We start from the raw sequence: 12,241 nt of genomic DNA, 5'->3' as shown, positions 1-12,241 counted from the left end.
TGCACGTCTGCGACCGGCGGTAATCGCTGCATTGCGGCCCGAAGTTGTCCGGAGCTCCTGTCGGCGGCCGACCGGACCAGGGCCCTTGACGACGACTTGCCGGGCCTCCCAGGCAAAATCCCGATGACGCCGGGCGATCCTGGCGTCAGGCCTGCCGGGAAGCCCACCTTGAAGAATGGAGCAGCATCAATGGCACTGACGAAGAAGGGCGAGTTCTGGTACGGGACGACGTCCGGCGACACCCAGGCCGAGCTGCGCAGCTACAGCGTTGCGAATCGCCATGAGGCCGTCCGGTTTGCCGCGTCCAAGTGCGATTGCGGGGGACGGACCTTCGCGCTGCAGACCGATGAAGAAGCCGGCGTGGCGATCCGCACCTGCACCGACTGCGGGCAGGAACACCTGATGGGCGACAGCGCGGACTACGTTGAGGAAGCCGCGCCCGAGGCGCACGAGTGCGTGTGCGAGAACGAGGTGTTCGAGCTGATGTCCGGCGTCTCCGTGTACGAGGGCACGCATGACGTGCGCTGGTACTACATCGCCTGCCGCTGCGTGGAATGCAATCTGGTCGGGGTCTTCGCAGACTGGAAGTGTGAAGCGGGTGATGCGGCGACCTTCCTCGCCAAGGTATGAGCGGCCGAACCCTGCAGAGCTCGCGGCACTGCGGCTTTCCAAACCGCGCGGCTTGCAGGTTCTCGAATCACTCTGCATCTATCCCGAACTCGATCAGGCGCCAGCGCCCTTGCACCGTCCCGGCGTAGAACGCATAGGGCTTGCACCACATGACCAGGCGGTCACCTTCGGCCTGCGGGCGCACCCGCTGCAGGCATTGCCGCACGCCGGTCGTGAACAGCGCCGGTACCACCTTGGCGATGAAGGCGCCGCGCTGATGCGCTGAGCCTTCGAACAGAAACGGCAGCTGCGTCAGATCGGCCAGCGCAGCGCCTCCGGGCTGGGCCGCCGCCTGGCGCACCTGCGAGACGAAGGCGTGGCCGTCGGCGGGCGTGGGGATCGCTTCATGCGCGACGGATGCGGTTGCCCATGCGAGCGTTGCCGCACACAGAACGAGGAATCGACTCATACGCGGCGGCCGAGCAGGCGTGGCTGCCAATGCCAGCCCGACCGGGTGACCAGCGCGCACAGCGCGGTGAGCACGCCTTCGCCATCCAGCGAGGCGGCGTAGTCGGCCGGCAGGTCGGCGTGGCGGGATTGCAGTTGCATCGGGACTGCACCCAGCCGCGACGGCAGGACCATCGTGGCCTGCAGCGTTGACGACCACATCTGCCGGGCATCCGGTCGCGCCGGGTCGAACGCGTCGTCCCCGGGGCCGCGCATGCTGGCTTCGTCGGCGTCTTCTGGGGCGTCGCCGTTGATGGTCAGCTTCTCGTGCACGCGCACGCAGCCGCGGCGGGCGTCGATGTGCAGGGTGATGTGGTGGCTGCGGCGCGGGCTGGGCGACACATCGACCTGCAGAGCCCGTGAACCTTGCGCGGCCAGCTCGGTGATGGCGAAGGGGCCGGCCGGGCGCGCCAGCGAAAGCAACCGCGCACGCAGCTCGTCGGGCGCTGCCATCGCGGCGCTGCGCAGGGCCGGCACGCGTGTGGTGTGCGAGCCGGCCCAGGCGATCAAGGCGACGAACACGAGGGCGTGGGTGATGGCCATGGTGGAGAAGAAGGGCCAGTGGGCGGCCGGCGTGGCCGGCGCAGTCGGCTCTGCGGGCGCTGCGGTCAGGTCGTCTTGCGGTAGCGGCACGCGCTGGGTCGCCAGCCGGGCCAGCCCAAGATCCCGGTCGGCCGCTCGCAGCTCCAGCAGGTCGGGCCCGTGGCGTTCGATGACGAGCAGCGTCGCGCCGACGCCGTTGCCGAGCAGGCGCAAGCCTTTGCGGCCCGCGTCGGTGAAGGGTTCTGTTTGGATGGCCTGCGTCAGCACCACGGCGTAGTTCTGCGCCGCGTGGGCATCGGTGAAGCGCGACAGCCGCAGCTCGCTGCCATCGGCAAACCGGCCGGCGCGAAGCAGCACGAGGCTGCCACCGCGCACCTCAGCGTCTTCCACCGTCGCTGCGCCGTCGAACAGCTGCTCCGCGTCGAGCGATGGCGGGACGACCGGTGCCTGGAGGGCTTCAACGTCGACTGAACTGGCCCAGAACAGCAGCAGGATCGGCAACATCAGCGTGGCCGCCAGCATGTTCAGCGCGTACTGCCGCGCGTCGGTGGTGTTCCGCCAGACCAACGTAAGGCCGACCAGCGGCGGCAGTGCGCACGCGCCTAACGTCCACAGGTTGATCGGCGCTCCGCTGCGGGTCAGCCAAAGCAGCACGCCGCCGCTGAAGAGCAGCAGCCAGGCACAGCAAGCCATCCCGAGGTCGCGCACGGTGCGCGATTGGCGGTGTGTGGCCTGGGTCAGGGCAGAGGCGAGGGTGGTGGACATGAGGCGGCGCGGGCTGGTCTGGCTGCGCAGTCTCTCCAGCCGGTGTTTGCCTGGTGTTTCATCGCCGACGCCGGCGTGTTTCGTTTGTAGCCGGGGTCGCCGGCCGGCATGCCTATCTACAGCGCCGCCGCGTCCCACGCGCACCCGTTTCGGACCGGCGCGCGGGGCACACCGCCCAGGCCCCGAACCATGCGCAAGACAAAGCGGTAGGCAGCGTCGGGCCCGCCGCGGCTTGGCGACGCGACGTCAGCCTCTCAGCGCCCGCTTTGCCGACAAGGCCATGAAGACAGCGAACGCGACGACCACCAGCAGGCCCATGGCCAGCGATGACTGCTCGGCGATGAGGCCGATCAGCGGCGGCCCGGCCATCATGCCGAGGTAGCCCACGCCCGACACGGCGGCGATGCCGTGCGCGGGTGACACCCCGGGCACCTGCGAGGCGGCGCTGAACAGCATGGGCACGACGTTGGACAGGCCCAGGCCGACGAGGGCGAAGCCCACCAGCCCGATGCCGGGCGATGGCACGGCCAGCACCAGCGCCATGCCCGCAGCGGCCAGCACGCCGCTGGCGCGCAGCAGACGGCGCGGCACGACGCGGGCGCGCACCCAGTCGCCACCGAAGCGGCCGGCCGCCATCGCGCCGCTGAAGGCGGCGTAGGCCAGCGCGGCGGTGCTGGCGTTGCTGGCGCGCTCCTGCTTCATGAACAGCACGCTCCAGTCGTAGATGGCACCCTCGGCGATCAGGCCCATGGACGCCAGCACGCCCAGCAGCAGCAGCGGGCCGCGCGGCAGGCTCAGCGGCTGCTTCTCCTGGGCGTCGTGCTTGTCCGGCAGGGGCAGCATGGCGCGGCTGGCGACGAGGATGGCGATGGCGCACAGCCCCGTGGCCAGCAGCAGGTGCGCCTGAGGTGTGAGGCCCAGGATGGGCACGGCGCTGCCCAGGCCGGCACCGGCCATGCCGCCGAGGCTGAACATGCCGTGGAAGCCACTCATCATGGGCTTGGCGGCCAGCCGCTCGATCTCGCTGGCCTCGGCGCTGAGCGACACGTCGAACAGGCTGCCGAAGCTGCCGAACACCAGCATGACGGCGAGCAGCCCGGCGTAGTAGGCCGACGACTCCAGGCTGGCAATGGCCACGCAGCTCACGCAGCCCATGACGGTCGCGACCACGCGCGGCCCGTAGCGGCCGACGATGCGGCCGGCATAGGCCAGCGCCGCCAGCGCGCCGACGCCGCTGGCCAGCATGGCCAGGGCCAGGGCCTGCTCGCCGATGCCGTAGTGGGCCTTGACGATGGGCACGTGCACGCCCCATGTGGCGAACAGCATGCCCATGACGAAGAACTGCGTGCGCAGCGCGACCGACGCGCCGGCGAGGGAGGGAGGGGTCACTTGGCAGCTGCCTTGCAGATCACTTGGCGTGTCACTTGGCCGTGGCGGCCACGCGGGTGAAGAAGTCATAGACGCCCTGGTCGCCCATCTTGCGGGCGTCGGCCAGCTCGCCGCCTTCGGTCGCGTAGAGCAGCTTGCCCTGCGGCGACAGCACGGCCACGGCGGGGATGCCCTTCTTCAGCGGAACGCGATAGGCCTCGGCGATGTCGACGTTGTGGTCGAAGCGGCCCACGTCGACCTTGACGACCTTGAAGTGCTTGGCGATCAGCGGGGCGCTAGGACCGGTCTTGAAGGTCGTGTCCAGCATGCGGCAGTCACCGCACCAGTTGGCGCCGAAGACGACGAGCACGGGCAGCTTGGCCTTCGCGGCGTCGGCGAGCGTGGCGCGGATGTCCGCCTTGGCGTCGGCGGCTTCGTCGTAGATGGCCGGCGGGGCGGCTTGCACGGCGAGCGACGTGGCGACGCTGACGGCGAGAAGCAGTGAGTTGGACAGGAATCGCATGGTGAGTGGGTTCTTGCTGGAAAAGCGGGTTGAATCAGCCGAACTGAAAGCGCTTTCAACCTATGTTGCACGCCAGATGACAACGTTGTCAAGCGCGGGGTTGAAGTTTCACTTTCGGCGGTTGGGTTTGCGGAAGCCGCACAGGCGTGGCGGGACGCTTGCTCGAAAAAGCGCCCGATCTCGTCGGCCGCACCCAGCGCCCTTGTCGTGCGCATCGCCGCAGCAGCCGCTGGCGTTCCAGGTGGCGAACTTGCCTCACATCACACCGCGCTGCTTGCTGTAGCCATTGGGAGGCGCTCGCGCAGCATGGCCTGGGCCTGCGAGCCTGGCAGCGGCAGTGAAGGCAGCAGGCGAGCGCGAGGCTGCGCATGCTCAGGTTCCGCCGCCGCCCAGCACGCGATAGACGGTTACCAGGTTCTGCGCCCGCTGGCTCTGTACCTGCACCAGCCCCTGCCGCGCCGTGAAGAGGGAGCGCTGCGCATCCAGCACGTCCAGCGAGCTGGAGATGCCGGCGCGGTAGCGCTCTTCGGCCAGCGCCAGGCGGCGCGCCTCGGCGTCCACCAGCGCGGCCTGCGCACTGCGCTGCTCGGCCAGCGTCGCCCGGCCTGCCAGGGCGTCTGCGACATCGCGGAACGCGCTCTGCACCGCCTTCTCGTACTGCGCCGTGGCCACGTCCCGCGCGGCGCGGGCGCCGGCCAGGTTGGCGCGGTTGCGGCCGGCGTCGAACAGGGGCTGGATGAGCGAGGGCGCAAAGCTCCAGGCCGTGTTCTTGAACAGGCCATCGAGCTGGTTGCTGGCCGTGCCGAGGCTGCCGGTCAGCGTGATGCGCGGGAAGAAGGCGGCGCGCGCCGCACCGATGTTGGCGTCGGCGGCGGCGAGCTGGGCTTCGGCCTGACGGATGTCGGGCCGGCGCGTCAGCACCTCGCTGGGCACACCGGCAGGCAGTTCGGCCAGGGGCTCGAAGTCGGTCAGCAGGCCGGTCGGCGCAGGCAGGCCGGCGGGCAGGGCAGAGCCGAGCAGCAGCACGAGGGCGTTCTCGTCGAGTGCCCGTTGGCGCTGCGTCTGCGCCAGCGCCACGCGGGCTGCCTGCAAGGCGGATTCACCCGCGCGCAGATCCAGCTCGCCGGTGATGCCGCCCTCGAAGCGCTGGCGGATCAGCGACAGCGACTGCTCGCGGCTGGCCAGCGTGTCGCGCGTGATGCGCAGCAGCGCCTCGTCGGCCTGCAGCGCGATCTCGGTCGTGGCGATGGCCGCGATCAGCGCATTGCGCACCGCCTGCTGGTTGGCCTCGGCGGCCAGCAGCTGGGCCTGCGCCGCCGTGCCCAGGTTGCGCAGGCGGCCGAACAGGTCCACCTCGTAGGCGCTGACCTGCAGGCCCGCCTGGTAGTTGCTCGTGATCCCGCCGCTCGCATTCGGCACGCGCGAGCCGCTCAGGCCGGCGTTGACGGTGGGCCAGAAGTCGGCATCGCGCGCGGCCGCCGTGGCGCGGGCGCTTTCGATGCTGGCGGCGGCCACGCGCAGGTCGCGGTTGTTGGCCAGGGCCAGCGGGATCAGCTGCTGCAGCCGCGCGCCCTGGAAGGCCTGCGCCCACGGCAGTTCGGCGGGCGCGGTGCCGGCGCCGCTGGCGTAGGGGAAGGCCGTGGCGGGCAGCGCGGCCAGGGCGGCCTCGGGCGCGGTCGGGCGCTTGGGCTCCGGGCCGGCGCAGGCGGCCAGCAGCGCGGCCGCGGCGATCAGTGAAAGGCGCGCCTTCATACCTGGTCTCCCAGCTCTTCTTCCCTTTCGTGGGCGTCTCTGCGGCGCTGTCGTTCGCTGGCCGGGAAAAACCTGCGCACCAGCACGAAGAACACCGGCACGAAGAACACGGCAAACGCGGTCGCGCTGATCATGCCGCCCATCACGCCGGTGCCGATGGCACGCTGGCTGGCCGAGCCGGCGCCACTGGCGAGCACCAGCGGCATCACGCCCAGGATGAAGGCCAGCGACGTCATCAGGATGGGCCGGAAGCGCAGGTGGGCCGCCTCGATCACGGCGTCCACGGCGCTCTTGCCATGGGACTGCAGGTCCTTGGCGAACTCGATGATCAGCACCGCGTTCTTGGCTGCCAGGCCAATGATCGTGATCATGCCGACCTTGAAGTAGACGTCGTTCTCCAGCCCGCGGAAGGTGGCGGCCAGCACCACGCCCAGCACCCCCAGCGGCACGACCAGCAGCACTGCGGCCGGGATGGACCAGCTCTCATACAGCGCCGCCAGGCACAGGAACACCGCCAGCAGCGAGAACGCGAACAGGATCATCGCGGTGGAGCCGGACAGCTTTTCCTCGCGCGTCAGGCCCGTCCACTCATACCCGAAGCCCGCAGGCAGTTCGGCGGCGAGGCGTTCCATCTCGGCAATCGCCGCGCCGCTGGACACGCCCTTGGCGGCTTCGCCGGCGATGCGCATCGTCGGGTAGCCGTTGTAGCGCACGGTCTGCATCGCGCCGCTGATCCACTTGCTGCTGGCAAACGCCGCCAGCGGCACAGGCTGGCCGGCCGTGTTCATGACGTTGAGCTTGAGCAGGTCCTCGGGCTGCATGCGCGCCCGCGCCTCGGCCTGCACGACGACACGCTGCAGCCGGCCGGCGTTGGGGAAGTCGTTCACATAGCTCGAGCCCAGCGAGGTGCCGAGCACCGCGTTGATGGCGCCGATGGGCACGCCCAGGGCCAGCGCGCGTTCGCGGTCGATGCTCAGCTCCAGCTGGGCGGCGTCTTCCAGACCGTCCGGCCGCACGGCGGCCAGCAGCGGGCTCTTGGCGGCGGCGGCCAGCAGTTGGCCGCGTGCGGCAAGCAGTTCGGCGCGCGTGTGGGCGCCGCGGTCCTGCAGGCGGAACGCGAAGCCATTGGCACGACCGAGGTCGCGGATGGGCGGCGGGCTGGTCGGGAAGATGATCGCGTCGCGGATCTTGCCCAGCGCCGGGAAAGCGCGTGCCACCAGGCCCTGCGCCGAGTGCTCGGGGCCGTGCCGCTCATCCCAGGGCTTGAGCGTGATGAACGCCAGGCCCGCGTTCTGGCCTGCGCCCGCGAAGCTGAAGCCGACCACGCTGACCATGTTCTCCACTTCGGGCTGAGCCAGCATGTAGTCCTCGGTCTGCTTCATGACGGCCAGCGTGCGCTCCTGCGTGGCGCCGGGCGGCAGCTGCACGTTGACGAGGATGCTGCCCTGGTCTTCATTCGGCACGAAGGACGTGGGCAGGCGCTGGAACATCAACACCGCCACGGCGATGACGGCGGCGTACAGGATGAGCCAGCGCGGCGCGCGCTTGAGCATGCGCGTGACGCTGTTCTCATAGCCCTTGTTCAAGCGCGAGAAGCGGCGGTTGAACCAGCCGAAGAAGCCCTTCTTCTCCAGGTGATGGCCCGCCTCAACGGGCTTGAGCAGCGTGGCGCACAGCGCCGGCGTCAGCGACAGTGCCATGAAGGCCGAGAACGCGATGGAGCTGACCATCACGGCCGCGAACTGGCGATAGATGTTGCCGATGGCGCCGCTGAAGAAGGCCAGCGGCACGAACACCGACAGCAGCACGACGGTCACACCGATGATGGCGCCGGAGATCTGGCTCATCGCCTTGCGCGTGGCCTTGAGCGGCGAGAGCCCCTCCTGGCTCATGATGCGCTCGACGTTCTCGACCACGACGATGGCGTCGTCCACGACGATGCCGATCACCAGCACCATGCCGAACATCGTCAGCACGTTGATGGAGAAGCCCAGCGCCAGCAGCGTGGCAAAGCTGCCCAGCAGCGCGATGGGCACCACCAGCGTCGGGATGATGGTGTAGCGGATGTTCTGCAGGAACAGGAACATCACCAGGAACACCAGCACCACGGCCTCGATCAGCGTTTCGACAACCTGCGAGATGGAGATGTCGATGAACAGCGAGCTGTCGAAGGGGATGGTGGCCTTCACGCCGGCCGGGAAGTAGGGCTGCAGCTCCTTGAGCCGCTTCTTGACCAGGTCGGCCGTCTGCAGGGCGTTGGCTGACGGCGCCAGCTGCACGCCGATGCCGACCGAGGGTTGGCCGTTCAACCGCGTGGAGCGGCCGCCGTAGCTCTGCGCGCCCAGCTCGACGCGCGCGACGTCCTTCAGCCGCACGGTGGCGCCGTCCGGCGTGGAGCGCAGCACGATGTTGCCGAACTGCTCGGCGCTGGTCAGCTGGCCACGCACGACGACGGTGGCGAACAGCGTCTGGCCGGGCACGCTGGGTTGGTCGCCGATGGTGCCGGAGTCGACCTGCGCGTTCTGTGCGCGGATCGCATCGTTGACGTCCGACGGCGACAGGCGATAACCGAGCAACTTGGCGGGGTCCAGCCAGATGCGCATGCCGCGCTCGGTGCCGAACAGGCTGGCTTGGCCGACGCCGGGCACGCGCTGGATTTCGGGCAGCACGGTGCGCGAGGCGTAATCACCCAGCGCCACGGGGTCGAAGGCCGGGTTGTCGCTCGACAGGATGGTGAAGAGCAGGAAGTTGGGGTTGGCCTTGTCGACCCGCACGCCCTGCTGGATGACGCTGGCGGGCAGGCGCGGCGTGGCACGGGCCAGGCGGTTTTGCACGTCCACCTGCGCAAGGTCGGGGTTGGTGGCGGGGTCGAAATTCAGCGTCAGCGAGCCGGTGCCGTCGGCCTGACTGACGGCCTCCATGTAGATCAGCCCGGGCGCACCGTTCATCTCGCGCTCGATGATGCTGATGACGGCGTCTTCCAGCGTCTGCGCGGAGGCGCCGGGGTAGGTGACCGACAGCGAGATGGCGGGCGGCGCGACGGGCGGGTACTGCGCGACCGGCAGCTGCGTGACCGCGGTGCCGCCGATGACGAGGATGAAGAGGGCGATGACCCACGCGAAGATGGGTCGGTTGATGAAGAACTGCGCCATGTGGGGTCAGGCCTTGGATGGCGTCGATGCGGCTGACGCGGCAGGTGCCGGCGCCGACGAAGCGGCGCCCGGTGGCGTCCACGCCACCGGGCGCGCCTTGCCGCCGGCACGGGCCTTCTGCAGGCCGTCGACGATGACCTTCTCGCCCGTCTTCAGGCCAGCCAGCACCAGCGCCTGGCCGGTGCGCGGCGGGCCCAGCTTGACCGGGCGTGCCGCCACGCTGCCGTCATCGCCGACGACCAGCACCGTGTCGCCCTGGGCCGTGCGGCTCACCGCCTGCTGCGGCAGCCAGATGCCGTCCGCCACCTCGGCCTGGGCCAGGCGCACGCGCACGTACAGGCCCGGCAGCAGCGTGCCCTGCGCATTGGGCAGCTCGGCGCGCAGCGTGATCTGGCCGGTGCCGGCGTCCACGCTGAGGTCAGAGAACAGCAGCTTGCCCGGCTGCGGGTAGACGCTGCCGTCTTCCAGCACCACCTGCACCTGGGCCGCCTCCTTGCCCGCCGCGCGTTGCAGCTGGCCGTTGGCCAGCGCCGCGCGCAGCCGCATCACCTCGGCGGCCGGCTGCGTGAAGTTGACGAACAGCTTGTCGATCTGCTGCACCACGGCCAGCGGCGTCGCCTCGCCCTGGCCCACCAGCGCACCTTCAGTGACCAGCGCACGGCCGATGCGGCCGGCAATGGGCGACGTGACGGTGGCATAGCCGAAGTTGATCTGCGCCGTCTGCACGGCGGCCTTGCCGGCGGCCACATCGGCCTTGGCCTGCTGGGCCGAGGCCTGGGCGTTCAGCGCTTCCTGCTGGCTGACGGCCTGGCTCTTGGCCAGCGGCGCATAGCGGTCCGCCAGCGCCTGGGCCTGCATCAAATTGGCTTCGGCGCGCGCCAGCACCGCCTGGGCGCTCGACAGCGTGGCGCGGTAGGGCGCCGCGTCGATCTCGAACAGCGGCTGGCCGGCCTTCACGTCCGAGCCCTCGGTGAAGAGACGCTTCTGCAGGATGCCGGCGGCGCGGGCGCGCACCTGGGCGACGCGAAAGGCCTCCAGCCGACCGGGCAGTTCGGTCGTGAGGTCGGCGCGGGCTGGCGTGGCCGTGATGACGCCCACTTCGGGCGGTGGCGGGGCGGGCGGCGCGGCTGTGGTGCTGCCTTTGCCACAACCCGTGAGACCCGCGCCCAAAGCGCCCAGTGACAGCGCCAGTGCCGCCACACGCTCGTATCCCGCAATCCTCATGCCCGACCCCAAGTTTTTGTCTTGCTGCCAGCTGTCTGCCGGCAAAGCCGCTGACTGTAGCGACTAGGCGGGACTTTCGCCGGTGAACGAACGCAAAGCCCCGAGGCGCGCCGCCCGCACGGCCTTGCCGACGTCTGCCCCCTGGGCGCCGCGCGCCAGCGCTGCGGCGCTGACGGCGGCCAGGTCGACCTGCTGCGTCGCCGCCAGGTCGGCGGCCAGGCGTTCGCGTTGCGGGTAGTCGCGCTTCTCCAGTCCCAGACGGCCGCGCGCATCGCATTCGCAGGCCCACAGCAGCTCGGCAAAGCGCCCGGGCCGGCGCCAGGCGTCGCAGCGCTCCAGCAGCCGTAGCCGGGCTTCGGCGCTGAAACCGCTGCTCTGGTGCACATGGGTGTGCTCGCGGGCGACCAGCTCGGCCAGTTCGCGGCAGTCGGTCGGTACTTTCCAGCGCTCGCTGACCGTGCGCGCCAACTTTTCGCTGCGCACCTCGTGGGCGATGTGGCGCGGCAGCTCTTCCTTGCGCGTCGTGCCCTTGCCGAGGTCATGGCAGAGGCAGGCGTAGCGCACGGTCAGCGGCGCGTTCAGCAACGCGCACTGGTCCAGCACCATCAGCAGGTGGATGCCGGTGTCGATCTCCGGGTGATGGGCCTCGGGCTGGGGCACGCCGAAGAGGGCGTCCACCTCGGGCAGCAGCTTCTGCAGGGCGCCGCATTCGCGCAGCACCTCGAGCATGCGCGACGGCTTGTTCTCCATCAACCCGCGCGACAGCTCCTGCCAGACGCGCTCGGCCACCAGCGCGTCCACCTCGCCGGCAGTCACCATGGCGCGCATCAGCTCGACGGTCTCGGGCGCGACGGTGAAGTCGGCAAAGCGGGCGGCGAAGCGCGCCAGGCGCAGGATGCGGACGGGGTCTTCGGCGAAGGCCGGCGACACATGGCGCAGCACTTTCTTGTGCACGTCGCCTTGGCCGTCGTAGGGGTCGACGATGTTTCCGTGCTCGTCCTCGGCCATCGCGTTGATGGTGAGATCACGCCGGGCCAGGTCTTGCTCAAGTGTCACGTCCGGCGCCGCGTGAAAGGCAAAGCCGTGATAACCGGCGGCGGTCTTGCGTTCGGTGCGGGCGAGGGCCACTTCTTCGCGCGTTTGTGGATGCAGGAAGACGGGGAAGTCTTTGCCGACGGGCAGGTAGCCGGCGTTCAACAGGTCCTGCGGGGATGCGCCAACGATGGCCCAGTCGCGGTCCTGCACGGGCAGGCCGAGCAAACGGTCGCGGACGGCGCCGCCGACGAGGTAGGTTTGGAAGGTGGGCATGGTGTTGATTCTGCTTTGCCGGTCGCTTTTGCGATGAGCGTGTTTGCTCGCTGCATTGCCGGGAGTCCGCCCCGGCGGGCGGGTAACTTTCTTCTGCGGGGCCAGAAGAAAGTCACCAAAGAAGAGGCCCTGAACCGCACACGAGCGCGACGACGCCGAGAGCGGCGCGCGAAAACATCCAGTGGCGTTTCGGGCAGACGCGAGCCGCTGCGCTCTCGCTGCTGTCCTTGTGACGACCGCCATGGCGCGCCCCTTCATGCCGCCTAACGCCGGCTGCACGCCGGGCTCATCAGTGAATACCGCGTCGCTGGGGCGACGCCACAGCGATGCGCTCGGCGGCGTTGGAATTCACTGCGTTCATCCCAACGAGGAGCACGAGCCATCGCGTCGCCCGAGCGACGCTGCCTTCGGCATTCCTCGCGAGCACGGCGTGCAGCCGCGCGTTAAGCGGGCAGGCGGTGCGATGGATGGTGCTGGTGATAGGGACAGC

Annotated in this window: 9 protein-coding genes; 1 reads left to right on the top strand and 8 read right to left on the bottom strand. The window is 69.8% G+C overall.

All coding sequences use genetic code 11. The annotated features are described in order from the left end of the window. Nucleotides 1-189: 189 nt before the first annotated feature. Nucleotides 190-630, top strand: a complete 441-nt coding sequence (locus tag AC0IZJ_RS17015) for a hypothetical protein (protein WP_471852071.1) — start codon at nt 190-192, stop codon at nt 628-630. A gap of 67 nt (nt 631-697) precedes the next feature. On the opposite strand, the gene AC0IZJ_RS17010 is transcribed toward AC0IZJ_RS17015, so the two are convergent. The 8 genes from AC0IZJ_RS17010 to AC0IZJ_RS16975 all read right to left on the bottom strand — a co-directional run bounded on the left by AC0IZJ_RS17010 (nt 698) and on the right by AC0IZJ_RS16975 (nt 11,751). Then, complete coding sequence (locus tag AC0IZJ_RS17010) at nt 698-1,078, bottom strand: hypothetical protein (protein ID WP_471852069.1); 381 nt, start codon at nt 1,076-1,078, stop codon at nt 698-700. Next, nucleotides 1,075-2,424, bottom strand: coding sequence for a hypothetical protein (locus AC0IZJ_RS17005; protein ID WP_471852067.1), 1,350 nt, complete (start codon nt 2,422-2,424; stop codon nt 1,075-1,077). Before AC0IZJ_RS17005 ends, AC0IZJ_RS17010 begins: the two co-directional genes overlap by 4 nt. Before the next feature lie 246 nt (nt 2,425-2,670). Continuing rightward, a complete protein-coding gene (locus AC0IZJ_RS17000; RefSeq protein ID WP_471852065.1) occupies nt 2,671-3,813 on the bottom strand; it encodes an MFS transporter in 1,143 nt (380 codons plus the stop codon). 31 nt (nt 3,814-3,844) lie between these two features. Then, nucleotides 3,845-4,315 carry a thioredoxin family protein gene (locus tag AC0IZJ_RS16995; protein ID WP_471852063.1) on the bottom strand — a complete coding sequence of 157 codons (471 nt, stop codon included), beginning with the start codon at nt 4,313-4,315 and terminating at the stop codon, nt 3,845-3,847. Nucleotides 4,316-4,687: 372 nt separating this feature from the next. Continuing rightward, nucleotides 4,688-6,067, bottom strand: coding sequence for an efflux transporter outer membrane subunit (locus tag AC0IZJ_RS16990; protein WP_471852061.1), 1,380 nt, complete (start codon nt 6,065-6,067; stop codon nt 4,688-4,690). Further along, on the bottom strand, nt 6,064-9,219 hold the full coding sequence (locus AC0IZJ_RS16985; protein WP_471852058.1) for an efflux RND transporter permease subunit: 3,156 nt from the start codon (nt 9,217-9,219) through the stop codon (nt 6,064-6,066). The genes AC0IZJ_RS16990 and AC0IZJ_RS16985 overlap by 4 nt, the downstream gene beginning before the upstream one ends. Nucleotides 9,220-9,225: 6 nt before the next feature. Then, nucleotides 9,226-10,443, bottom strand: coding sequence for an efflux RND transporter periplasmic adaptor subunit (locus AC0IZJ_RS16980; protein ID WP_471852055.1), 1,218 nt, complete (start codon nt 10,441-10,443; stop codon nt 9,226-9,228). A 63-nt stretch (nt 10,444-10,506) separates the two neighbouring features. Then, entirely contained in the window at nt 10,507-11,751 is a 1,245-nt protein-coding gene (locus AC0IZJ_RS16975) for a multifunctional CCA addition/repair protein (RefSeq protein WP_471852052.1), read from the bottom strand. Nucleotides 11,752-12,241: the final 490 nt, after the last annotated feature.

The sequence above is a fragment of the Roseateles sp. AC306 genome, from assembly GCF_979253795.1.
This window is presented reverse-complemented; position numbering and strand designations above follow the sequence as displayed.

Coding starts and splice junctions, on each gene's coding strand:
- AC0IZJ_RS17015 (WP_471852071.1), top strand. CDS start 190: ATGGCACTGACGAAGAAGGGCGAGTTCTGGTACGGGACGACGTCCGGC.
- AC0IZJ_RS17010 (WP_471852069.1), bottom strand. CDS start 1,078: ATGAGTCGATTCCTCGTTCTGTGTGCGGCAACGCTCGCATGGGCAACC.
- AC0IZJ_RS17005 (WP_471852067.1), bottom strand. CDS start 2,424: ATGTCCACCACCCTCGCCTCTGCCCTGACCCAGGCCACACACCGCCAA.
- AC0IZJ_RS16995 (WP_471852063.1), bottom strand. CDS start 4,315: ATGCGATTCCTGTCCAACTCACTGCTTCTCGCCGTCAGCGTCGCCACG.
- AC0IZJ_RS16990 (WP_471852061.1), bottom strand. CDS start 6,067: ATGAAGGCGCGCCTTTCACTGATCGCCGCGGCCGCGCTGCTGGCCGCC.
- AC0IZJ_RS16985 (WP_471852058.1), bottom strand. CDS start 9,219: ATGGCGCAGTTCTTCATCAACCGACCCATCTTCGCGTGGGTCATCGCC.
- AC0IZJ_RS16980 (WP_471852055.1), bottom strand. CDS start 10,443: ATGAGGATTGCGGGATACGAGCGTGTGGCGGCACTGGCGCTGTCACTG.
- AC0IZJ_RS16975 (WP_471852052.1), bottom strand. CDS start 11,751: ATGCCCACCTTCCAAACCTACCTCGTCGGCGGCGCCGTCCGCGACCGT.